This is a genomic window from Mycolicibacillus trivialis (assembly GCF_002102395.1).
In the GTDB taxonomy this organism is placed as follows: Bacteria; Actinomycetota; Actinomycetes; order Mycobacteriales; family Mycobacteriaceae; genus Mycobacterium; species Mycobacterium triviale.
Genome location: NZ_LQPZ01000029.1, coordinates 10,740 through 33,259, shown reverse-complemented (window position 1 = coordinate 33,259; position 22,520 = coordinate 10,740). Strand labels below are relative to the sequence as shown.

The following is a 22,520-nucleotide window of genomic DNA, read 5'->3' as shown; positions in this document are numbered from 1 at the left end:
GCTAGCGCGGTTCGCGCAGCACGTACCCCACGCCGCGCAGCGTGTGCAGCAGGCGCTTGTCGCCGGTGTCGATCTTGCGGCGCAGATAGGAGACATAGGACTCGACGATATTGACCTCGCCGCCGAAATCGTAGCGCCACACGTGGTCGAGGATCTTCGGCTTGCTGAGCACGGTGCCCGCGTTGATCATGAAGTAGCGCAGCAGGGTGAACTCGGTGGGCGACAGCGACACCGGTTCGCCGGCCTTCCACGCTTCGTGGGTGTCCTCGTCGAGTTCGATGTCGGCGAACTTCAACCGGCTGTTACGCGGCTGTTCGGTGCCCTTGCCGGTGCGGCGAAGGATGACCCGCAGCCGGGCCACCACCTCCTCCAGGCTGAACGGCTTGGTGACGTAGTCGTCGCCGCCGAGGGTCAGGCCGGTGATCTTGTCGGCCAGGGCGTCGCGGGCGGTGAGGAACAGCGCCGGGGCGTCGATCCCGTCGGCGCGCAGCCGGCGCAGGACGCCGAAGCCGTCCATGCCGGGCATCATCACGTCCAGGATCACCGCGTCGGGGCGCACCTCGCGGGCCCGGTCGAGGGCGGCCGGGCCGTTGGCCGCGGTGTGGACCTCGAACCCCTGGAATTTGAGGCTGACCGACAGCAGTTCGACGATGTTCTCCTCATCGTCGACGACCAGGATCCGGGCTTCCGGATCGACGTGCTCTACCACTTGTGCTGTCATGCGTCTATTCGCTCGTATGCGCGTGAACTTACCTTGGGCAACAGCTGTGCATTCGCTGTGAAGTCTAGTTCGCGGTGCCGGGGCGCCGCCCGAATACCGCGATAATCCACCTCCTGCGGCCCTAGACTGGCCGCCATGGACCTGGGCAAAAACGTCACCGCGGCGATGCTGGCGCCGGCCCGCATCGGGCTGGCCGCCGCCGAGGCCGGCCTGGAGGTGGCCGGCGTCGCGCTCGGGTTCACCAAGCGGGCCCTCGGTGACGACTCCGAGGGGATGCCCGCCACGTCGATGACCGGCATGTTCGGCCTCGAGGAGGCGATCGGGCGGGCCAACCGGCTGGCCCGGCTGCTCGACGACGACGCCCCGCTCGGCCGGGCGCTGGCCGCGGGCGGGCCGATCGACCGGCTGCTGGCCGAGGACGGCATCGTCGATCAGCTCACCGCCCCCGGCGGGGTGATCGACCGGCTCACCCAGGAGGGCGGCGGGTTGCAGCGCGCGCTGCAACCGGGCGGGCTGGTCGACCAGCTACTCGACGAGGACGGGCTGCTCGAGCGGGTGCTGGCCGAGGACGGGCTGGCCGACCGGCTGTTGGCCGAAGGCGGCCTGGTCGACAAGCTCACCGCCCGCAACGGCCCGCTGGAACAGCTCGCCGACGTCGCCGACACGCTGAGCAGGCTCGCCCCGGGCATGGAGGCGCTGGAGCCGGCGATCGAGACCCTGCAGGAGGCGGTGATCGCGCTGACCATGGTGGTCAACCCGCTGTCCAACATCGCCGACCGCATTCCGTTGCTGCCGCGCCGCGCCGGGTCCCGGCGGCCCTCCAGCCGGTCGGTGCGCTCGACCCGGGTCATCGAGGAGGACACCGGCGCGGGCAGCGGTGCGGGCCCGGCCACCGAGCTGTCCTGAGCGGACCCCGCCCGCGCCCCGGCCGCCATTACACTGAGGCGGCTGGACCCGCCTCCTTAGCTCAGTGGTAGAGCACTCGCCTTGTAAGCGAGCGGTCGTCAGTTCAATCCTGACAGGGGGCTCGACTCCCCGGCCGGCCCTACGGCCGGCTCCCGGGCTCGCGCCGCCCCGGCCCGGCCCAGCCCAGCGTCAGCCCGTAGAACACCGGCATCACCATGAACACCACCAGCGCGGCCAGCGGCGACCACAGCACCCCGAGCAGCCCGCCGCCGAGGTAGGCCACGGCGCCGATCAGCGCCCGCGTGCGGCTCGCGCCGAACGCGGCCGGGTCGTCGCCGTCCTCCATCAGGCAGGTGCTGCGGCGGTGCACCTGGTCGTAGAGCAACAGCCAACTGAGGCACATGGCGGTGGCGATGCCGGCGTACAGCGCGACCGCGGTCCGCGCATCGGGGGTGTCGACCCCGTCGATGAAGGCCTGGGAGATCACCGCGGTGGGAAACGGCAGCAGCGCGGTGGTGCACAGCAGCGCCAGGTTGGCCAGGTGCACACCCCAGTCCACCCGGCGGATCCCGACGAAGGCCTGGTGATGGTTGAGCCAGATCACCGCCACCATCAAAAACGACGCCAGGTAGCCGGCGTAGGCCGGCCACTGGCGCACCAGCCCGGCCAGCAACTCGCCCGGCTCGTGCGCCGGGGTCTTCAGGTCCAGCACCAGCAGGGTGACCGCGATCGCGAAGACGCCGTCGCTGAACGCCTCGACCCGGCCGGTGCCGGGCAGCCGGGTCGGCGCGCCGCCTGCGGTCACGCGCTCGCCGTCAGATGGTCGCGGATCTGGGTATACGCGTGAGCGAACAGCTCGACATCGCGGGCGCTGAGGAGGTCGAACAGGTGGGCACGAACCGCGGCGACATGGCCCGGGCTGGCCGAATCCAGCTTCTCCGCGCCGGCGTCGGTGAGCTCGGCGAAGAATCCGCGCCGGTCCTCCTCACACTTCACCCGCCGCACCCAGCCGGCCTCGGCCATCCGGCTCACCGCACGGGTCACCCCGCTGCGGGTGGTCACGGTGGCGTCGGCCAGCTCGCTGAGCCGCATGCGGCGGTCCGGCTGTTCGGACAGCAGGGCCAACACCTCGTAATCGGCGAAGGTGACGTCGTTGTCCTCGATGAGCTGGCGGTCCAGCGCCCGGAACAGCAGCCGGGTGCTGTCCAGGTACCCGCGCCACATCCGCTGTTCGGTGTCGCTGAGCCAGGGCATTCCGCCGACCTCCTCCCCGTCAGTGATCGTTGCCACCGATATTACTTCCTGAGGAGCGCGGCCGGAACGGAACGGCGAACCGGCACTTGTCGGGAATATCCGGCCCGGGTACATTAGTTGTCACGTCAACTACTTGAGGTATGACGACAGGAGGCAGCCATGCCGGGCATCCAGTTCGGGATCTTCACCATCGGGGACGTGACCCCCGACCCCACCACCGGGCGCGCCCCCACCGAGGCCGAACGGATCCGCGCGACGGTCACGATCGCCAAGAAGGCCGAGGAGGTCGGCCTCGACGTCTTCGCCACCGGCGAGCACCACAACCCGCCGTTCGTGCCGTCCTCCCCCACCACCCTGCTGGGCTACATCGCCGGGCAGACCGAACGCATCCAGCTGTCCACCGCGACCACGCTGATCACCACCAACGACCCGGTCAAGATCGCCGAGGACTACGCCGTGCTGCAGCACCTGGCCGACGGCCGGGTGGACCTGATGCTGGGCCGCGGCAACACCGGCCCGGTCTACCCGTGGTTCGGCCAGGACATCCGCACCGCGGTCCCGCTGACCGTGGAGAACTACCGGCTGCTGCGCCGGCTGTGGCGCGAGGAGGTGGTCGACTGGACCGGCAGCTACCGCAGCCCGCTGCAGGGCTTCACCCTGGCACCGCGCCCGCTGGACGGGGTGCCGCCGTTCGTCTGGCACGGGTCGATCCGCACCCCGGAGGTCGCCGAGCTGGCCGCGTTCTACGGTGACGGGTTCTTCGCCAACCACATCTTCTGGCCGCCGTCGCACACCAAACGGATGGTGCAGCTCTACCGGCAACGATTCGAGCATCACGGCCGCGGCGACGCCGACCAGGCCATCGTCGGGCTCGGCGGGCACGTGTTCCTGCGCCCCAACAGCCAGGACGCGGTCGACGAGTTCCGGCCGTACTTCGACAACGCCCCGGTCTACGGGCACGGGCCGAGCCTGGAGGAGTTCGCCGAGCAGACCCCGCTGACCGTCGGATCACCCCAGCAGGTGATCGACAAGACGCTGAGCTTCCGTGACTACGTCGGCGACTACCAGCGCCAGCTGTTCCTGGTCGACCACGCCGGGCTTCCGCTCAAGACCGTGCTGGAGCAGCTCGACCTGCTCGGCGAGGAAGTCATCCCGGTGCTGCGCAAGGAATTCGCCGCCGGACGCCCCGACCACGTGCCGGACGCGCCCACCCACGAGTCACTGGTCCGCGCCGCGCGCATCGCGACCGCGGAGCGGTCGGCATGACCCGGCTGGCGGTGGTCAGCGGCGGGCTGCGGGAGCCGTCGTCGACCCGGCTGCTGGCCGACCGGCTCGCCGACGCCGCCCGCTCCGCCCTGGCCGACGACGGGGTGACCGGGCAGGCCACGGTCGTCGAGCTACGCCACCTGGGCCACCCGATCATGGACGCCATGCTGACCGGGTTCGCGGCGGCGGAGTTGGAGTCGGCGTTCGAGACGGTCGCCGGAGCCGACGGCCTGATCGCCGTCACCCCGGCGTTCAACGCGTCGTTCAGCGGGTTGTTCAAGTCGTTCTTCGACGTGCTGCCCGAGGAGAGCCTGGCCGAGATGCCGGTGCTGATCGCCGCGACCGGCGGCACCGAACGGCACTCGCTGGTGCTCGAACACGCGCTGCGCCCGATGTTCTCCTACCTGCACGCGATCGTCTCGCCGACCACGGTCTACGCCGCCACCGCCGACTTCGGCGCCGGCGAGGCCGGTTCGGCGCTCTCCGAGCGGATCGGCCGGGCGGCGGGCGACTTCGCCCGGCTGCTGCGGGCGTGCGGGCCCCGCCCCCGCCGCGACACCTTCACCGAAGACCTCACCGAGATGCAACGACTGCTCGGCGACGACCACTGACCCACCCTCCGACGAAAGGTTGACGATGACGAAACCGATGACGACGAAACTGGCGGTCCTCTACTACTCCGCGACCGGGCACGGCACCGAGATGGCGACCCGGGTGGCCCGGGCCGGCGAAGCCGCAGGCGCCGAGGTCCGGCTGCGCCACATCGCCGAGACGCGCGACCCGGCCGACTTCGCCCACAACCCGGCTTGGACCGCCAACTACGAGGCCACCAAGGACCTCCCGGCCGCCACCGGCGACGACATCGTCTGGGCCGACGCGGTGATCTTCGGCTCACCCACCCGGTTCGGCTCGCCCACCGCGCAATTCCGCACCTTCCTGGACTCCCTCGGCGGACTGTGGGCCAAGGGGCTGCTGGCCGACAAGGTCTACGCCGGGTTCACCTCCAGCCAGACCGTCCACGGCGGGCAGGAGTCCACCCTGCTGTCGCTGTACATCTCGCTGATGCACTTCGGCGGCATCCTGGTGCCGCCCGGCTACACCGACGAGGTGAAGTTCGCCGACGGCAACCCCTACGGCGTCGGGCACGTGACCGGCCCGGACAACCAGAACGAGCTGTCCGAGGCCACCGTCGACGCGCTCGAGCACCTGGCCACCCGAGTGGTCACCGTCGCCACCCGGCTGGCCGGCACACAGGATTCGTCCAGTTCCAATTCAGGGTGAAAACGTACCGTCAAGATTTCGTGTGACGGCGTCAAGAAGCCGTTAACGCCCCCGTCGTCGGGCCCGGGTCCGAGAACGATGGAGGTGTCCCCGACCGGCACGCACCGGTGTGCCGGTCGGGGTTCTTCGGTGAGGAGCAGAGCCATGTCCTTCGTGACCACCCGGCCCGAGGCGATGGCGGCGGCGGCGAGCACCCTCGAAGGGCTCGGCACCGCGGTCAACGCCCACACCACCGCCGCCGCCGGGCCGACCACCGGGGTGGCCCCGGCCGCCGCCGACCCGGTCTCGGCGCTGCAGGCCACCCAGTTCAACGCCTACGGGACGCTCTACCAGCAGATCAGCGCCCAGGCCGCGGCGATCCACCAACAGGTGGTCAACACCCTCGGGTCCAACGCCGCCGCCTACGGCGCCACCGAATCGGTCAACACGCTGGCCGCGGCCAACCCGCTGGCCGCCGCGGGCAACCCGCTGGATCCGCTGCGGCTGTTCAGCGGCGCCGACGGCGGCCCGTTCGGGATCGTCGCCGCCGCGATCGGCAACGGCGGGGTCATCGGCGCGATGCAGATGAGCAACTTCGGCTCCGCGGCCTCCGACTTCATCCAGCTGGGCTCCAACGAACTGGTCACCGACACCCAACCGGAGCAGGAGGCCGCGGGCATCGACCACGAGCAGGAGGCGACCGCGGTCCCGCTGCGTGCCAACGCCGGCGGCGCCGGGGTCACCCAGGTCGCCGCGACCGGCGGTCAACCGACCCCGCGGCTGTCGGTGCCGCCGAGTTGGGGCACGACCCCGACCGTGCAACCCGGCTCCGCGACCGCGCTCACCGAGACCGCCCCGGCCGTCGCCGGGGAGGCGCCCGCCGGTGCCGTGCCGGCCGGGCTGCCCGGAGCCGCCGCCGGTGCCGCCGAGCACGACAGCGGTGGCGCCGGTCCGGCCCGCTACGCCGCCAAGCCGAACCTGACCCCGCGCCCACCGGGCGTGTAGCGGAGGGATCGCGCGATGGACTTTGCCGCCATTCCGCCGGAGATCATCTCGACGGCGATGTACACCGGGCCCGGGTCGGCCCCGATGCTGGCCGCCGCGACCTCGTGGAGCGGGCTGGGCTCCGAGCTGGGCACCGCAGCGGCCTCGTATCAGGCGGTCGTCACCGCGCTGACCACCGAGGAATGGCAGGGGCCCGCGTCGGCCGCGATGGCCGCCGCCCTCGCCCCCTATCTGGCGTGGATGAACAGCACCGCCGAGGCCGCCGAGGTGGCCGCGGCGCAGGCGATGGCGTCGGCCGCGGCGTTCGAGTCCGCGCACGCGATGACGGTGCCCCCGCCGGTGATCGCCGCCAACCGCGCGCAGCTGGCCGCGCTGGTTGCCACCAACCTGCTCGGACAGAACAGCGCGGCGATCGCCGCCAACGAGGCGCTCTACGGCGAGATGTGGGCCCAGGACGCCAGCGCGATGTACGGCTACGCGGCGTCCTCGGCCGCGGCGGCCCGCCTGCAGCCGCTCACCGCACCGCACGGCCCGACCGCCGCGCCCGCCGGGTTCGCCGCCGCAGGCGCCCCCGCCGCGGGCGGGCAGGCCGGGCTGTCCCAGCTGGTCGCCGGCCTGCCCACGCTGATGTCGGGGCTGACCACGCCGACCGTGAGCCCGCTGGCGGCGGCCACCGATCCGGTCTCCGGCTTCCTCGGCGACATCATCAACTCCACCCAGAACATCGGCATCTGGAACGGCCTGCAGACCATCACCGGCGCGGCCGGCAACATCCTGGCGTGGAACCTGTTCGCCGGGATCACCGCGGCGGTGCGCGCCGGCGACGCCGCCGGAGTCGCGCCCGCGGGGGCGGCAGCCGCAGGCGGGGCGACCGCCCCGGCCTGGGCCGGCGGCGGCGGTGCCGCGGCGGCCGGCGGCGCGGAGATGGCGGCCTCCGCCGACCTGGCGCCGGCCTCGGCGGCGCTCGGTGAGGCCTACACCGTCGACGGGCTCGCGGTGCCGCCGAGCTGGGGGGCCGCCGTCCCCGACGACGTCGACGCGGTGGCGCTGGCCAGCGCCGCCGGACCCGCCGCCGCCGACCCGGGTGTCGCCGTGCCCACCGGCGGCTCCGGGCTGGCCGCCGCCTCGATGGCGCCGCTGGCGTTGCGCGGTGTGCGGCAGAGCGCCACGTCGTCGAAGTCGCTGCTCGGTCGCTCCCGAGTCCGCAAGCGCCGCACCGGCCGCCCGGACAAGAGCCGTCGCGCTCAGCCGCCCAAGAAGACCGACTGAGACCGGCCGGCGACACGCTGGCCCATACTTGGTTGATGCACGCCAAGCCCAGGGCGGGTGGCCGCCACCGGATGCCGCGGGCGCCGTCGCGGATCGCCCGGGGTCTGCTGCGCGCCGCAACCGCACTGGTCTCGGCGTCCGCGGTGGCGTTGACCGGGGCCGGGTACTGGGCGGCGCACGGCACGCTCGGCGGCATCACGGTCTCCGATGCGCTCACCGCCGACGACCCCCATTCGACCGGCGGCGAAATGAACATCCTGCTGATCGGGCTGGACTCCCGCAAGGACCAGGACGGCAACGAGCTGCCCGACGAGGTGCTCGACCGGCTGCACGCCGGGGACTCCGACGCCGGCGGCTACAACACCAACACGCTGATCCTGGTGCATGTCGGCGCCGACGACCGGGTGGTGGCGTTCTCCATCCCCCGCGACGACTACATCCCGTTCAGCGGCGTGCCCGGCTATGACCACATCAAGATCAAGGAGGCCTACGGGCTGACCAAGGCCTACACCGCCGACAAGCTCTACGACGAGGGCGTCACCGACCAGAAGGAGCTGGAGACCCAGGGCCGCGAGGCGGGCCGCGCCGCCACCCTGCGCGCGGTGCGCAACCTGACCGGGGTGCCGATCGACTACTTCGCCGAGGTCAACCTGGCCGGCTTCTACGACCTGACCGAGAGCCTGGGCGGGGTGGAGGTCTGCCTCAACCACGCCGTCTACGACGAATACTCCGGCGCCGACTTCCCGGCCGGCCGCCAGCGGCTCGACGCCGCCCAGGCGCTGGCGTTCGTGCGGCAGCGCCACGGGCTGGAGAACGGCGACCTCGACCGCACCCACCGCCAGCAGGCGTTCCTGGTCTCGGTGATGCACCAGCTCAACGACGCGGGCACGTTCAGCGACCTCGGCAAGCTCAAACGGCTGATGGCGGTGGTGCGCAAGAACGTGGTGCTGTCGGCCGGGTGGGGTGAGGAGCAGTTCCGCCGCATGGAGGCCCTCGCCGGCGGCAACGTCGAGTACCGCACGCTGCCGGTGGTCCGCTACGACGTCATCAACGGCCAGGACGTCAACATCGTCGACCCGGCGGCGATCAAGGCGGAGGTGGCCGCCGCGATCGGCGCCACCCCACCGCCCACCGCGGACACCGAGCCCACCGACACCGGGCCCGACCCGGACACCGTCGTCGACGTCATCAACGCCGGCGACACCGCGGGGATGGCCTCCCGGGTCGCCACGGCGCTGTCCGGCCACGGCTACCACACCTCCGCGGTTCGCGACCGTGAGGAGGGTGAGCCCACCGACACCGTGATCGACTTCGGGCCGGGCGCCGAGACCGACGCCGCCGCGCTGGCCGACCTGCTCGACATCGACGTCGCCGCCCACCCCGATCCCGACCTGCCGGCCGGGCACGTCCGGGTCTCGCTGGGTCCCGGCTACTACCCGCCCGCGCTGACGACCACCACGACCACCACCACGACGACGACCACCAGCACCACCGGCAACTCCTGGTCCACCGACAGCGACGAGCCCAGCCCCGATGAGGGCAGGCCGATCGGCGGTGGCACCGCGGTGCCCTGCGTCAACTGAGCCGATTCGGCGTTTGCCGCCCCGACGGCCGTGGTAGGCCCAACAGATGGGGATTCCCGACGGCAAGCGCGACGACCTGATCGTCCACGACACCGCCCCGTTCAACGCCGAGCCGCCCGCCCGGGTGCTGGCCGAATCGATGCTCACTCCCGCCGACGCGTTCTACTGCCGCAACCACGGGCCGATCCCCGACTTCGGCGCCGAGCGCTGGCAGCTCAGCGTCGGCGGCGCCGTCGCCGAACCGCTCATCCTCGACCACGCCGCACTGTCCACCCGGTTCCGTGCCCACGAGGTGGTGGCCACGCTGGCGTGCGCGGGCAACCGCCGCGCCGAACTGGCCGCGGTGCGACCGCTGCCCGGCAAGGAGCCGTGGCAGCAGGGTGCGCTCTCCACCGCGGTGTGGCGCGGGGCCCGGCTGGCCGACGTGTTGCGGGCCGCCGACGTCGATCCCGGCGCGGACCTGCACGTGGCGTTCACCGCCCCGGACGTCTCGACCATCCCCGACCCACCGGAGCCGTTCGGGGCGTCGATCCCGCTGGCCAAGGCGCTGTCCGAGGAGGTGCTGCTGGCCTGGGAGATGAACGGGGCGCCGCTGCCGCGGCTACACGGCGGCCCGGTGCGGGTGGTGGTGCCCGGCTACATCGGGGCGCGCAGCGTCAAATGGGTGACCGGGATCGTGGTGCAGCCGTTCGAGTCGCACAACCACTTTCAGCGGGTCGACTACCGCCTCGACGGGTCCGCGCTGACCGCCCTGGCGCTCAACTGCGCCATCCTCGATCCCGACGACGGCGTCCGGATCGACGGCGGGCCGGTGCGGCTGGCCGGCTACGCGATCGCGGAGGACGCCCGCCGGATCGATCGGGTTGAGGTCTCCACTGACGGCGGGGCCGGCTGGCAGACCGCACGTCTGGCGCCGGCCGAGCACCGCTGGGCGTGGCGGCGCTGGTCGCTGTCGGTCGACGCGGAAGCCGGGCCGCTGAGCGTGCTGGCCCGAGCCTGGGACGACGGCGGGGCCACGCAACCGGAATCACCGGTGCCGCTGTGGAATCCGGGCGGCTACGCCAACAACGCCTGGGCACGAAGGGAATTGATGGTCGGCTCGGGGTGACAGCCCGGGGTGGCCGTCAGGGCCGGCGCAGGAACTCCAGCGCCACTGCCTCGAAGGCGTCCTTGGCCTCGATCATCGTCCAGTGCCCGCAGTTGGGGAACACGTGGAACTCGGCGTTGGGGATGGTCCGCATCGGGATCAGCGCCATGTCCAGCGGGCTGACCCGGTCGTCGCGGCCCCAGGTGACCAGGGTGGGCGCCTTGACCCGGTGCATCATCGCCCACGGCAGCGGCCCCTTGGACTGGGCCATCATCTTCGTCATCGCCGCGAACGCCTCTTTGCCGTACATTCGGCGCGCCCCGGCCAGCGTCTCCGGGTCGGTGGCCAGCTGCCAGCGTTCCTCGATGAGCTCCTCGGTGACCACCGCAGGGTCGTAGACCATCGAGTGCAGCCAGCGCACCAGCCGCTCCCGGCTGGGGTCGTCGGTGAACTCCTGCAGCAGCCGGATGCCCTCGGCCGGGCCCGGGCTGAGCAGGTTGGTGCCGATCCCGCCGACGGTCACCAGCCGGCGCACCTTGTCGGGGTTGCCGATCGCGTAGTTGATGCCGACGCCGCCGCCCATCGAGTTGCCGACGATGCTGACCTCGCCGAGGTCCAGGGCGTCGGCGAACTGGCCGACCGCGCCGAACGCGCTCACCATCGGGTGCCCGCCGAAGTCGTCGCTGACCCCGAAGCCGGGGAACTCCAGCACCAGGCAGCGGAAGTGCTCGGCGAAGGCGGGCAGGATGCCGCGGAAGTTGCGCCAGCCGCTGACCCCCGGCCCGGAGCCGTGCAGCATCAGCAGCGTCGGGCCGTCACCGGCCTCGTGGTAGCGCAGCATCCCCTGCTCGGTGCTGACCTCGCGCTGGGTGTCCTGGTAGCTCAGTTCTGCCGGCATGTGTCTCCTCACCTGGTCTCCGGCATCGACCCTAAGGCGACCCGGCGCGCCTCACCGGGTCGGGGTCCTAGCGCGACGCCCCGAAGGACCTGAACCGCTTGAGGTAGCCGCCCAGCCTGCGCACCGGCACGCTGCGCGGCCAGTCATCGGCGCGGAAGTAGGCGTCCGAGCCGCCGTCGACGAACACCACGCTGCCGCACAGGAATTCCGCCGCATCGGAGAGCATGAACATCATCCAGTCGGCCAACTGCCCGGCATCACCGAAATGCCCGACCGGCACCGGGAACGACTTGATCGCCTTGGCCTCGCGCGGGGTGGACAGCTGCTTCTCCAGCAGCGGGGTCATGATCGCCCCCGGCGCCAGCACGTTGAGCCGGATCCCGGCGCCGGCCCACTGCGGCGTCACCGCCTGGCGGCGCACCCAGCGGGCCACCGCGGTCTTGGACGCGGCGTAGGCCAGCGACGGCCCGCCGGGGCCGAACAGCCCCACCAGCCGCTCGGCCCGACGGGCGTTACCGGCCAGCAGCGCCCGCACCGCCAGCCGCGGCATCGCCGGGGTGACGGTGGCCGAGTTCGAGCCGATCACCACCACCTTGGCGGAGCCGACGGCGGCGAACGCCGTGCGCCACGCCTCCAGCAGCTCCACCACCCCGAAGTGGTTGACCGCGAAGATCATCCGCGCCCGGTCCCGGCCGGGGGTCGGGCCGAGCCCGGCGGCCAGCACCGCGCCGTCGAGGCGCCCGCCGGCCGCGGCGAGCACCGCAGCGGCGCCGTCGGCGCGCCCGGCCGGGGTGGACAGGTCCGCGATCACCTCGGCCTCGCGCAGATCCACCCCGATCACGGTGTGCCCGGCCGCGCGCAGCTTGTCCGCGGCCTGCTTGCCCATCCCCGACGCGGCCCCGGTGACCGCATAAATCCCCATCTACAGCACCCCGCGCAGCCCGTCGGCGCCGAACGCCGGTTCCAGCATCGAGGTGAAGTCCGGTCCGCGGCGCAGCGACTGCCCGCCGTCGACGTTGATGACCTGCCCGGTGATCCATTCGGCGGCGTCGGAGAGCAGGAACAGCGCCAGGTTGGCCACGTCGGTGACCTCGCCGGGCCGCGGCAGCGGCGTGTTGATCGCGTAGTCCTCGCTCAGCGCAGGCGAGTCCAGGATCGCGGTGACCAGTTCGGTGCGGATCAGCCCCGGCCGGATCCCGTTGACCCGCACCCGGGAGGCGCCCAGTTCGTCGGCGGCCAGTTTCATCAGGTGGTCGACCGCGGACTTGGTGGGCCCGTAGGCGCCGAACCAGCGGTGGGTGTTCGACGCCGCGATCGAGGAGATCCCCACGAACGATCCACCGCCGCCGCGCACCAGCTCCGCGGCGCTGTGTTTGAGCACGTGCATGGTGCCGGTGACGTTGAGCTCGACGGTGCGCGCCCAGGCCGCCGAGTCGATCTGGGTGACCGGCCCGATGGTCTGCGAGCCGCCCGCGCAATGCACCACCCCGTGCAGCCGGCCGTGCCGCTCGACGAGGCCGGCGACCGCGGCGTCCACCTGCTGCTCGTCGGTGACGTCCACCGAGCGGTGCTCGACCCGCCCGCCGATCTCGTCGGCGGCGGCGGCCAGCCGGTCGGCGTCGCGACCGACGATCAGCACGTCCGCGCCCGCGGCGGTCAGAGCGGCCGCCACCCCCTTGCCGATACCGCTGCCGCCGCCGGTCACCAAGAAACTGCGGTCGGCGAAATCGAGCTGCATGCTGCCTCCTGGGTCAGGGCCGGTCGCGCCGGGCCGTTTCAGTCGGGCCCGCGGTGCGCCAGTCCTCGACGTCGGGCGGCAGCGCCACCGGGAAGCGGTTGTCGTTGGTCGCCGCCCAGTGGGCGTGCCCGAGCTGGTGGATGTGGAAGCCGTGCCGCAGCGCCTCGTCGAAACCCATCGCGTCGGTGGCGGCGTTGACCGAGTCCTTGATCAGCAGCGCCGCCATCGTCGGGCGCTGCGCGATACGCCGGGCGAACGCCAGGGTGTCCTCCTCGAGGCGGTCGAGCGGGAACACCTTGGACACCATGCCCAGCCGATGCGCCTCGTCCGCGTCGATCGAGTCGCCGGTCAGCAGCAGCTCTTTGGCCTTGCGCGGTCCGAATTCCCAGGGGTGGGCATAGTATTCGACGCCGGGCATGCCCAGCCGCACCCCGACCACGTCGGAGAACCGGGCGTTGTCGGCGGCGACGATCAGGTCGCACGCCCACATCAGCATCAGCCCCGCCGAGATGACGTTGCCCTGCACCGAGGCGATGGTGATCTTGCGCAGGTCGCGCCAGCGCCGGGTGTTCTCGAAGTAGAAGTGCCACTCCTGCAGGTAGGTCTTCTCCACCACGCCGGTGCGGGTGCCGCCGTGGGTGGTGAACGTGGGGTGCTGGCCGGGTCCGGGCCTGCGCTCGGTGAGCGCCTCCTCCGAGCCCAGGTCGTGGCCGGCGGAGAAGTTCTTGCCGCGCGCCGCGAGGATCACCACCCGCACCTCGTCGTCGGCCTCGGCGCGGGCGAACGCCTCGTCGAGGGCGACCAGCAGGGTGCGGTGCTGGGCGTTGTGGCTTTCCGGCCGGTTCAGCCAGATCCGGGCGATCCGGCCGTCGTCGAGGGTCTCGTAGGTCACCGTCTCGGCAGTCACGTGCAGCACCCTACCTGCCGGCCCGGGCCGGCTGACCGCCGCGATCTGGGCATTTCGCCTACAGTTGACCCCATGTCCGCAAAATCTGATCCCGCCGCGATCGGCGAGGTGGAGCCGCTGGCCGACAGCACCGAACGGCAGGCGCGGCGGGTGGTGGCCGCCTACGCGACCGATGCCGACGAGTGCCGGGTATTCCTGTCGATGCTCGGTATCGGGCCGGCGAAGACCGACGCCTAGATGGGGACGGGACCGCACGGCGAGTCCGATTTCGTCGTGGTGGCCAACCGGTTGCCCATCGACATGGAGCGGCACCCGGACGGCAGCACCACCTGGAAGCGTGCCCCGGGCGGTCTGGTCACCGCGCTGGAGCCGCTGCTGCGCCGCCGCCGCGGCGCCTGGGTGGGCTGGCCGGGGGTGGCCGACCTGCCCGCCGACGCCCACCAGCCGATCGCCGACGACGACCTGCTGCTGCACCCGGTGCCGCTCAGCGGCGACGACATCGCCGAGTACTACGAGGGGTTCTCCAACGCCACGCTGTGGCCGCTGTACCACGACGTGATCGTCAAACCCACCTACCACCGGGCTTGGTGGGACCGCTACGTCGACGTCAACCGGCGGTTCGCCGAGGCCACCTCGCGGGCCGCCGCGCACGGCGCGACGGTGTGGGTGCAGGACTACCAGCTGCAGCTGGTGCCCGCGATGTTGCGGGAGTTGCGCCCCGACCTGACCATCGGCTTCTTCCTGCACATCCCGTTCCCGCCGGTCGAGCTGTTCATGCAGCTGCCGTGGCGCACCGAGATCACCGAGGGGCTGCTCGGCGCCGACCTGGTCGGCTTCCACCTGACCGGCGGCGCGCAGAACTTCCTGATCCTGTCCCGCCGGCTGGTGGGCGCCTCCACCAGCCGCGCCTCGGTCGGGGTGCGCTCGCGGTTCGGTGAGGTGGCCTACGGGTCGCGCACCGTGCGGGTCGGCGCGTTCCCGATCTCCATCGACTCCGCCAGCCTCGACCGGCAGGCCCGCCAACGCGCGGTGCGCCGCCGCGCCCGCGAGATCCGCGCCGAGCTGGGCAACCCGCGCACGATCCTGCTCGGCGTGGACCGGCTGGACTACACCAAGGGCATCGACGTCCGGCTCAAGGCGTTCTCCGAGCTGCTCGCCGAGGGCCGGGTCAGCGGCGCGGACACCGTGTTCGTCCAGCTGGCCACCCCCAGCCGGGAGCGGGTGGACAGCTACCGGGAGCTGCGCGACGACATCGAACGCGAGGTCGGCCACATCAACGGCGAGTACGGCGAGGTCGGCCACCCGGTGGTGCACTACCTGCACCGCCCGGTGCCGCGCGACGAGCTGATCGCGTTCTTCGTGGCCGCCGACGTCATGCTGGTCACCCCGCTGCGCGACGGCATGAACCTGGTGGCCAAGGAGTACATCGCCTGCCGCAGCGACCTGGGCGGCGCGCTGGTGCTCAGCGAGTTCACCGGCGCCGCCGACGAACTGCGGCACGCCTACCTGGTGAACCCGCACGACCTGGACGGGGTGAAGAACACCATCGAGGCCGCGATCGGCCAGTCCGCCGACGAGGGCCGGCGCCGGATGCGGACCCTGCGCAGGCAGGTGCTCACCCACGACGTGGACCGCTGGGCCCGATCGTTCCTGGACGCCCTGGGGGCGGCGGGCGCCGATCCGGCAACACCGCCGGGCGGCTCTGCTTAAATTGGGCACCATGATGCGATCTCGTGGACTGGCCGGTGCCGCCGCCGTCGTCGCCGCCGCGGTGGGGCTGACCGCGGCAGGCCCCGCCGTCGCACAGCCCGCCGCCCCGATCCAGGGGATGTACACCTACCACGAGGACGGCGCCCCGACGGCGACGTGGCGGCTCTACCCGACCTGCACGCCGATGGGTTGTTCCATCCTCGGGTCAATGGTCGTGCCCAACACGTCCGACGAGAAGGCCGGCCAGTTCCGGCTGACCAACAACCTGTGGACGACGAGTTTCCCGGTGCCGCGCGGGTTGACCTGCCCGGACGGTTCGACGGCCGAGATCCAGGAGACCTACAGCTTCGACAGCGTGACGTTGGCCGGCACCCACACCCGGTCCAACGCCGAGGTGTGCGGCGGGAAGGTGGCCCCGGCGTTGACCAAGACGCCGTTCACGCTGACCTTCGACCGGCCGCTGGACGTCCCGATCGACCAGCACCCGTTGCACTGCAACGACCCGTGGCACTGCTCGGCGTGACTCAGATCGGCTTGATCATGTCGATCAGCCAGCGGCCGTCGACCTTCTGGTAGCTGACCTGCACCCGCGCCCCGTCGACCAGCGGTTCCTTGCTCTTGTCGGTGACCGTGCGGTTCAGGTAGACCAGCACCGTGCCGGTGTTGCGGGCCGCGGACATCACACCCCGGCCGACCACGTTGACCTGGCTGACGATCTGGCGTTGCCGGGCCTGCGGGATGACCGTCTGGGTGGCCTGGGTCTCGAATTCCTGCCGGTAGCCCGGGGTCAGCAGCGGGTAGACGTCGGTCATCGTGGTTTCGACGGTCTGGTAGTCGTAGCCGAGGATCTTCGGGATCGTCTCGGCGGCCAGCGGCGCGAGTTCCGCGCGGGTGTCCTGGGCGGCGCGGGACTCCACCCGCTGCCAGTACAGTGACCCGCCGACCGCCGCCAGCGCGACGAACCCGACTGCCAGCAGCACCGCGAGCATCCCGACCAACCGCTGCGGCCACGGCGACGTCCCGGGCATCACGCGCCCCCGTTGGGCCAGAGCAGGTCGTAGGCGGTCATCGCGCCGGTCGAGTCCTCCTGCACGATCACCCGCAGCCGGTACGGCTGGGACGGCTGGTTGACGCCGTCGTTGACGTCGGTGGCGGTGACCCGGGCGGCCACCAGCACCGAGGCCCGGTCGGTGTCCTCGTCGATGCCCTCCAGGGCGGCGGCGTTGATCACCGCCTCCGAGTCGGCCTTGGTGTCGACGAACAGGCCCTTGAGCATGTCGACGGTGCCGGGCTGGCTGAACTGGTCGCGCAGCGGCCCGCTGAGGTCGTGGATCCAGCGGTCGATGCTGTCATCGATGTGGTCCTGGTCGTAGCTGAACATGTTGACCACCATCTGGGTGGCGGTGTCGACGAACCGCTGCTGGCGATCCGCCTGCGCATCGGCGCGATGCTGGGACCGGGCGGCCACCGCGACCAGCCCGGCCAGCACCGCGGTGAGCACGAACGCGGTGGCCGCGGCCACCGCGGCGACCAGCATCCGATGCGACTGCGGGCGCGCCGGCGGGCCCGGGGGCAGCACGGGTGCGGCCGGCCGGCCGGTGGAGACCACCCGCGCGGTGGCCGCCTCCCCGGCAGGCCCGGCCTGGCGCGACGCGCGGCGGCGCACCCGGGCGCCGGTGTCCGCGGTCGTGTCGTTCTGCTCGGTTGCCACGTCGGCCATTATGCGGATCTGGGGTCGAGCATCAAATCCACCCAGTTCTCCGCCGAGGTCGCCCCGCTCGCCCCGGACGCGAACACCCCGGTGGTGCCGTCCTGGTCGACGAACTCCCCGCTCTGCGAGTCGTAGACGCCGTAGGCGGGCCCGGCGGCCTGCGGCGGCGGGCCGGGCGGCGGTCCCGGCGGCTGACGCCCGTAGGGCGGCAGGCCGTCGTTGCCGCCCGGGGCGGTCGGCAGGTTCTGGTCCGGCGGCGCGTAGTACGGCCACGGCGCGGGCTGCGGGCCCGGCTCGTTGGGCGGCATCGGCAGCGGATACGGCGGGTTGGGCGCCGGTCCCGGACCGGGCGGGGTTCCCGGCGGCAGCTGCACCACCGGCGGGCCGGGGTCGTAGTCGGCTTCCGGTGGGATGTAGGGGAACTTGTTCATCGGCAGGGTCATCCGCGGGTCGGTGACCGGAACGCTGCCGTACGGGATCGGCGGGCCCCGCCACGGGTTGGAGCCGATCGGCTTGTAGCCCTCCGGGTCGCGGCACAGCTGCACGGTGGGGGCGCGTTTGCCGGGCACCTCCATGCAGGGGTAGTTCCGCGCCCCGCGCACCACCGCCGGATCGTTCTGCGCGGTCTTGCAGTATAGGTCGTCGGGCAGTTCGCGCAGCGTCTCATCGGCCGGGGACCGGATCTCGGTGAACGGCACGAACCCGACCAGGCACGGCGGCGGGTCGCCGAGGCTGACCTTGAAGTCGAGCTTGCCGCCCTCGTCGGGGGGCACCCCGCCCGCGACGGTGATCAGCGCCGCGATCAGGGCCGGGAAGATCACCAGCGCCTGCTCGATGGACTTGTGGTAGATGACCCCGATCCGGCCCAGGTTGGCCAGGTTGGCGGCCAGCGCCGGGAACGACGGCCGGATCCCGCTGAAGGCGGTGTTGGCGGCGTCGACCGCGCCGGGGGTGGTGGCCAGGGTCTGGCGGAACTCCGGGTCGGCGTTGCGCATCTCGGTGGTGAACCGGGCCAGCCCGTCGGCCATCGCCTTGATGTCGTCGCCGGCGCGGATCTGGGCATCGAGGAACGGGCCGACCTGGTCGATCAGCGCGAAGGTGTCCCCGGCGTTGGCGTTGGCCTCGTCGACCAGCAGCCGGGACGCCTCGATGAGCCGGGCCAACTCCGGTCCGGAGCCGTGGAAGGCCTTGAACGCCTCGGTCAGCAGGTCCTGCACCCTGCTGTCGGAGAGGCTGCTGACCAGGTTCTGCGCCTCGGCGAGCATGCCGGCGATGTCCTGGCCGATCGCGGTGCGGTCCTGGCCGATGCGGGCGCCGTCGCGCAGCTTCTCCTTCGACGCCGGGTCCGGCGGCACCAGGTCGATGTACTGCTCGCCGATGGCCGAGACGCTCTTGACGGTCGCGGTGACGTTGTCCGGGATCGGCATGCCCGAGTTCAGCCGCATGTGCGCGTCGACACCGTCGTCGTTGAGGCTCACCGACTGCACCCGCCCGACGGTCACGCCGCGGTAGGTGACGTTGGCGTTCTCGTAGATGCCGCCTGCGGCGACGAAGTCGGCAGTCACGTTGTAGGTGCCGATGCCCAGCGCGGAGGGCACCTGCAGGTAGAAGATCGAGATGGCGCCGACGGACAGCACGGTGACCAGCGAGAAGATGGCCAACTGCACCCGGGTGAGACGGTCCAGCATCAGCCCTCACCCCCGTTCTTCGGCGGGATCTCGAACGGGTTCGCGGCCTGCCCGGACAGGTTCGCCATCGCCCCGATGAGGTAGTCCGGCGGGTTGACCACCTCGGAGAGGTGCTGCATGTTCGGGTCGAGGGCGGAGGTGGTGAACACCGTCTCGCCGAGCCGGCGCAGGGTCAGGTCGAAGGTGACGAACACGTTGAGGTAGTCGCCGCGCACCGCGTTCTTGATGTAGTAGCTGGTGAACGGGAACGTCAGGATGATCGGCAGCGCGCCGACCAGGTTGTCGGCGTTGTCGGCGAAGGACTTGACCACCGGGTACATGTCGATCAGGTCGGCGACGAAGTCTTCCTTGGTCTCCGAGAGCACCCGCGCGGCCACCTCGCCCATCCGGCCGAGCGCGGTGAACGCGTCGACCATGACGCCGCTGTTCTCGTTGAGCACCCCCAGCGCGCCGGGCAGCGATTCCAGCGCGTTGCCCAGGTGCTCCTTGTTGGCGGCCAGCTTGCCGGAGAACCGGTTGAGCCCGTCGAGCGCGGCGATGATGTCGCCGGTCTGCTGCTCGAGGGACCCGGTGAGTTCGGCCAGCCGCGGGATCAGGGTGTTCAGCCCCTCGGTGCGGCCCACCACCGCGGCGTACATCTCCTCGGTGACGTCCTGGAGCGCCCCGAGATTGCCGTTGTTGACCACCATGCCCAGCGAGGCCAGCACTTCCTCGGTGGTCGGGTAGCGATCGGAGTTGGTCAGCAGGATCTCCGAGCCCTCGCTCAGCCTGCCGATCGGCGGGGTGTCCTCGGGTTCGGCCAGCGCGACGTGCTGGGATCCGAGCAGCGAGGTCTGCGCCACCCGGGCGATGGCGTTGGCGGGCAGGTCCACGTCGCCTTCCAGCGACAGCTGCAGCAGCGCGTAGAAGGTGCCGTCCGGGCGCTGCACGGCCTGCACCCCCGAGACGCTGCCGACGGTGACGTCGTCGATCATCACCGGCGAGTTCTGCGGCAGGGTGGCCACGTCGGGCACCTGCACCCAGATGTTGTAGGAGCCCTTGCCGTGCCCCTTGGTGCCGGGCATGTTCAGCGAGTTCAGTCCGCCGAACTGGCAGCCGGCCAGCAGCAGCCCGGCCGTCGCCAGCACCCCGGCGCGTCTCAGCCGCGCCGTCCACCGCGTCGCGCTCATTCGCCGTCCCCCTGCTCGCCCTGCTCGGGGTCGGCGGGCAGCAGCAGCTTGCTGATCTCCGCGGGGTCCGGCGGGGTCACGCCGGGCAGCGGCTGCCACTGCAGGTAGGGGATCGGGGTCTGTGCCTTCGCCTGGGTCTCCGGGGTGTCGTAGATGACCTGCCCCTTGTAGGCGGTGATGCCGTTGACCGGGTGCAGCAGCAGCGGCGGGAAGTTCATCGATGCGCGGCGCAGCACCGGGCCCATCCGCTGCCGGCAGATCTCGGCGCGTTTGAAGTTCTCCGGGTTGGAGCCGACGTCGAAGGTGCCCGCGCAGATGAACTGCACCGGGTTGGCCAGGTTGGGCAGCGACAGCAGCCCGGTCACCGCGCCCTGGGCGGGGTCGTAGATGTTGTAGAAGTTCGCCAGCCCGTTGGGGGTGATGTGCAGGACCTGCTCGATGGCGTCGCTCTGGTCGGTGGTGATCTGGGTGAGCTGGGACAGCTTGTCCACCGAGCCGATCAGCACGTCGTTGTTCTCGTTGAGGAAGCCGCGCACGTCCAACAGCGCCTGGTTGAGGGTGCCCAGGGTGGTGTCGAGGCCGACCGAGCTGTCGGCCAGCACCTGGGAGACCGAGGCGACGTGGTCGGAGAACTGCACCATCTGCTCGTTGCTGGCGGACAGCGCGTCGACCAGGATGTGCAGGTTCTTGATGGTGCCGAACAGGTCCCCGCGCGAGTCGCCGAGCCGCCCGGCGGTCTGGGAAAGCTCGCGCAGCGCCTCACGGAACGAGTCGCCGTTGCCGTCGAAGGTGTCGGCGGCCTGGTTGACGAACCGGCTCAGCGGGCCCTGCAACTCGCCGATCTGCGGGCCCAGCTGACCGCTGAGCTTGGTGAGCTCGGACTTCACGTCGTCCCACTCCACCGGCACCGCGGTGCGGTCGGTGTCCAGCGCCGCCCCGTCGGGCAGCGTCGCCCCGCCGGTGTAGGCGGGTCGCAACTGGATGAACCGAGCCGAGACGATGTTGGGTGCGATCACGATGGCGTCGGCGTCGGCGGGGATCTTGATCCCCGGGTTGATCGTCATCGTGACCTTGACGTCGTCGGCGCGCGGCTCGATGGAGTCGATGCGGCCCACCGGCACCCCGGCGACCCGGACGTCGTCGGCCGGGTAGAGCCCGACCGCCGACGGGAAGTACGCGACGATCGTGTGCCCGCGGGTGGCCGGCCAGACCAGATAGATCCCGGCGGCCAGCATCGCCACCAGCACCCCGACCAGGGTGCGGCGCATGGCCGTGTTGCGGAAGCCGGTCGAGGTGATCGTCATGGGGACCTCGGCCTGATGATGAGGCGTTCGGTGATCATCCCGCGCAGGTAGTCGGCGAGGCTGTCGGGCAGCTTGCCGGGCTGGAAGTAGGCGTCGAGCAGCACCTCGGAGATGGTGGCCGGCGGCAGACCGTAGAGGTTGATCTGGAAGCCGGGGCCGGACCCGACGACCTCACCGAGCGCGGTGGCGAAGCCGGGCAGCCGGCGCAGGCCCTCGCTGATGTGGTCCTTGCGCTCCAGCAGGTTGTCGAGCACCAGGTTGAGCTTGGTCAGGGCGGGGCCGAACTCGGCCTGGTTGTCGGTGACGAACCCGGACAGCTGGGTCGAGACGTCGTCGATGCCGGTGATCAGCGTGGCCAGCGCCTGACGGCGCTGGTCGAGCGCGGCGAAGAGCTGGTTGCCGTCGTTGACCAGCTGGGTGACCTGGTCGGCGCGATCACTGAGCGAGGCGGTGACCGACCTGGCGTGGCCGAGCAGCTGACCGAACGCCTCATCGCGGGCGTTGAGGCTGCGCGACAGTGCGGCCACCCCGTCCAGCGCACCCCGCAGCTGCGGGGTGGCCTCGTGCAGCGAGTCGGTCAGCACGTTCAGCGCCCGTTCGAGCTGGTCCTTGTCCAGGGCGCCCGCGTTGCCGCCCAGGTCCTGCAGCGCCGTGTTCAGCGTGTAGGGGGTGGTGGTCCGTCCGACCGGGATGACGGTGACCGCGCCGGAGCCGCCCGGGCTGATCGCCAGCGCCTTCTCCCCCAGCACGGTCTCGGTGCGGATCGCGGCCAGCGACTGGTCGCCGATGGTCAGCGTGCGGTCCACGGTGAAGTCCACCCGGGCGTTGGCGCCGTCGAGCGCCACCGACTTGACCTTGCCGACCTTGATCCCGGAGATCTGCACGTCGCTGCCCGGCGCGATGCCGCTGGCGTCGGTGAAGTAGGCGCTGTAGTTCCTGCCCTGCGGCCAGAACGGCAGCGAGGTGTAGCCGAACGACACCAACACCAGGCAGACCACGGCGACCACGCCGAAGATCCCGGTACGCAGAGTGCGGTCCATCATG

General features: G+C 71.5%; 24 protein-coding genes and 1 tRNA gene. 12 read left to right on the top strand and 13 right to left on the bottom strand.

All coding sequences use genetic code 11. The features are described 5' to 3' along the window. Nucleotide 1: 1 nt before the first annotated feature. Nucleotides 2-721: a response regulator transcription factor gene (locus tag AWC30_RS11310; RefSeq protein WP_085110331.1), complete on the bottom strand. Its 720-nt coding sequence runs from the start codon at nt 719-721 to the stop codon at nt 2-4. Between the two features lie 135 nt (nt 722-856). Between AWC30_RS11310 and AWC30_RS11305 the strand changes: the two genes are divergently transcribed. Together AWC30_RS11305 and AWC30_RS11300 are read left to right on the top strand one after the other, a co-directional pair. After that, complete coding sequence (locus tag AWC30_RS11305) at nt 857-1,627, top strand: hypothetical protein (protein WP_085110330.1); 771 nt, start codon at nt 857-859, stop codon at nt 1,625-1,627. A 50-nt stretch (nt 1,628-1,677) separates the two neighbouring features. Beyond that, nucleotides 1,678-1,749, top strand: a tRNA-Thr gene (locus AWC30_RS11300). A 17-nt stretch (nt 1,750-1,766) separates the two neighbouring features. Here AWC30_RS11300 and AWC30_RS11295 read toward each other — a convergent pair. Further along, nucleotides 1,767-2,432, bottom strand: coding sequence for a TMEM175 family protein (locus tag AWC30_RS11295; RefSeq protein ID WP_085110329.1), 666 nt, complete (start codon nt 2,430-2,432; stop codon nt 1,767-1,769). Then, entirely contained in the window at nt 2,429-2,881 is a 453-nt protein-coding gene (locus AWC30_RS11290; RefSeq protein ID WP_085110328.1) for a MarR family winged helix-turn-helix transcriptional regulator, read from the bottom strand. Before AWC30_RS11290 ends, AWC30_RS11295 begins: the two co-directional genes overlap by 4 nt. Nucleotides 2,882-3,049: 168 nt before the next feature. On the opposite strand from AWC30_RS11290, the gene AWC30_RS11285 reads away from it, so the two are divergent. The 7 genes from AWC30_RS11285 to AWC30_RS11255 all read left to right on the top strand — a co-directional run bounded on the left by AWC30_RS11285 (nt 3,050) and on the right by AWC30_RS11255 (nt 10,372). Next, the gene (locus AWC30_RS11285) at nt 3,050-4,147 is read left to right on the top strand and encodes an LLM class flavin-dependent oxidoreductase (RefSeq protein WP_085110408.1); all 1,098 of its coding nucleotides are present in this window, start codon (nt 3,050-3,052) and stop codon (nt 4,145-4,147) included. Continuing rightward, nucleotides 4,144-4,758, top strand: a complete 615-nt coding sequence (locus AWC30_RS11280) for an FMN reductase (protein ID WP_085110327.1) — start codon at nt 4,144-4,146, stop codon at nt 4,756-4,758. The genes AWC30_RS11285 and AWC30_RS11280 overlap by 4 nt, the downstream gene beginning before the upstream one ends. Before the next feature lie 25 nt (nt 4,759-4,783). Beyond that, the gene (wrbA, locus tag AWC30_RS11275) at nt 4,784-5,428 is read left to right on the top strand and encodes an NAD(P)H:quinone oxidoreductase (RefSeq protein WP_085110326.1); all 645 of its coding nucleotides are present in this window, start codon (nt 4,784-4,786) and stop codon (nt 5,426-5,428) included. 144 nt (nt 5,429-5,572) lie between these two features. Then, nucleotides 5,573-6,412: a PE family protein gene (locus AWC30_RS18220; protein ID WP_085110325.1), complete on the top strand. Its 840-nt coding sequence runs from the start codon at nt 5,573-5,575 to the stop codon at nt 6,410-6,412. Between the two features lie 15 nt (nt 6,413-6,427). Beyond that, on the top strand, nt 6,428-7,681 hold the full coding sequence (locus AWC30_RS18215; RefSeq protein ID WP_085110324.1) for a PPE family protein: 1,254 nt from the start codon (nt 6,428-6,430) through the stop codon (nt 7,679-7,681). Nucleotides 7,682-7,716: 35 nt separating this feature from the next. Then, the gene (locus AWC30_RS11260) at nt 7,717-9,264 is read left to right on the top strand and encodes an LCP family protein (protein ID WP_085110323.1); all 1,548 of its coding nucleotides are present in this window, start codon (nt 7,717-7,719) and stop codon (nt 9,262-9,264) included. A 46-nt stretch (nt 9,265-9,310) separates the two neighbouring features. Continuing rightward, the gene (locus tag AWC30_RS11255; protein ID WP_085110322.1) at nt 9,311-10,372 is read left to right on the top strand and encodes a molybdopterin-dependent oxidoreductase; all 1,062 of its coding nucleotides are present in this window, start codon (nt 9,311-9,313) and stop codon (nt 10,370-10,372) included. Between the two features lie 16 nt (nt 10,373-10,388). Here AWC30_RS11255 and AWC30_RS11250 read toward each other — a convergent pair whose 3' ends face one another. The 4 genes from AWC30_RS11250 to AWC30_RS11235 all read right to left on the bottom strand — a co-directional run bounded on the left by AWC30_RS11250 (nt 10,389) and on the right by AWC30_RS11235 (nt 13,903). Then, a complete protein-coding gene (locus AWC30_RS11250) occupies nt 10,389-11,249 on the bottom strand; it encodes an alpha/beta fold hydrolase (protein ID WP_085110321.1) in 861 nt (286 codons plus the stop codon). Nucleotides 11,250-11,316: 67 nt separating this feature from the next. Continuing rightward, the gene (locus AWC30_RS11245; RefSeq protein ID WP_085110320.1) at nt 11,317-12,171 is read right to left on the bottom strand and encodes an SDR family oxidoreductase; all 855 of its coding nucleotides are present in this window, start codon (nt 12,169-12,171) and stop codon (nt 11,317-11,319) included. After that, the gene (locus tag AWC30_RS11240) at nt 12,172-12,987 is read right to left on the bottom strand and encodes an SDR family oxidoreductase (RefSeq protein ID WP_085110319.1); all 816 of its coding nucleotides are present in this window, start codon (nt 12,985-12,987) and stop codon (nt 12,172-12,174) included. A gap of 13 nt (nt 12,988-13,000) precedes the next feature. Further along, entirely contained in the window at nt 13,001-13,903 is a 903-nt protein-coding gene (locus AWC30_RS11235) for an enoyl-CoA hydratase (RefSeq protein WP_085110318.1), read from the bottom strand. A gap of 63 nt (nt 13,904-13,966) precedes the next feature. Here AWC30_RS11235 and AWC30_RS17830 point away from each other — a divergent pair, with 63 nt between their 5' ends. From AWC30_RS17830 to AWC30_RS11225, 3 genes are read left to right on the top strand one after another with little or no spacing between them, the layout of a single operon-like run. Then, nucleotides 13,967-14,131, top strand: a complete 165-nt coding sequence (locus tag AWC30_RS17830) for a hypothetical protein (protein ID WP_165756477.1) — start codon at nt 13,967-13,969, stop codon at nt 14,129-14,131. Further along, entirely contained in the window at nt 14,132-15,604 is a 1,473-nt protein-coding gene (locus AWC30_RS11230; protein WP_085110317.1) for an alpha,alpha-trehalose-phosphate synthase (UDP-forming), read from the top strand. A gap of 10 nt (nt 15,605-15,614) precedes the next feature. Further along, nucleotides 15,615-16,127 carry a hypothetical protein gene (locus AWC30_RS11225; RefSeq protein ID WP_133053686.1) on the top strand — a complete coding sequence of 171 codons (513 nt, stop codon included), beginning with the start codon at nt 15,615-15,617 and terminating at the stop codon, nt 16,125-16,127. 1 nt (nt 16,128) lies between these two features. Here AWC30_RS11225 and AWC30_RS11220 read toward each other — a convergent pair whose 3' ends face one another. Genes AWC30_RS11220 through AWC30_RS11195 form a run of 6 tightly spaced genes read right to left on the bottom strand, consistent with a single transcriptional unit; the run spans nt 16,129 to nt 22,519 of the window. Continuing rightward, the gene (locus tag AWC30_RS11220; protein ID WP_085110315.1) at nt 16,129-16,632 is read right to left on the bottom strand and encodes a mammalian cell entry protein; all 504 of its coding nucleotides are present in this window, start codon (nt 16,630-16,632) and stop codon (nt 16,129-16,131) included. Beyond that, nucleotides 16,632-17,324 carry an Rv1363c family protein gene (locus AWC30_RS11215; protein WP_085110314.1) on the bottom strand — a complete coding sequence of 231 codons (693 nt, stop codon included), beginning with the start codon at nt 17,322-17,324 and terminating at the stop codon, nt 16,632-16,634. Before AWC30_RS11215 ends, AWC30_RS11220 begins: the two co-directional genes overlap by 1 nt. Beyond that, on the bottom strand, nt 17,324-19,003 hold the full coding sequence (locus AWC30_RS11210; protein ID WP_085110313.1) for a virulence factor Mce family protein: 1,680 nt from the start codon (nt 19,001-19,003) through the stop codon (nt 17,324-17,326). Before AWC30_RS11210 ends, AWC30_RS11215 begins: the two co-directional genes overlap by 1 nt. Further along, nucleotides 19,003-20,172, bottom strand: coding sequence for an MCE family protein (locus tag AWC30_RS11205; RefSeq protein WP_085110311.1), 1,170 nt, complete (start codon nt 20,170-20,172; stop codon nt 19,003-19,005). The genes AWC30_RS11210 and AWC30_RS11205 overlap by 1 nt, the downstream gene beginning before the upstream one ends. Further along, on the bottom strand, nt 20,169-21,476 hold the full coding sequence (locus tag AWC30_RS11200; protein WP_085110309.1) for an MCE family protein: 1,308 nt from the start codon (nt 21,474-21,476) through the stop codon (nt 20,169-20,171). Before AWC30_RS11200 ends, AWC30_RS11205 begins: the two co-directional genes overlap by 4 nt. After that, nucleotides 21,473-22,519: an MCE family protein gene (locus AWC30_RS11195; RefSeq protein WP_109562031.1), complete on the bottom strand. Its 1,047-nt coding sequence runs from the start codon at nt 22,517-22,519 to the stop codon at nt 21,473-21,475. Before AWC30_RS11195 ends, AWC30_RS11200 begins: the two co-directional genes overlap by 4 nt. Nucleotide 22,520 lies beyond the last annotated feature (1 nt).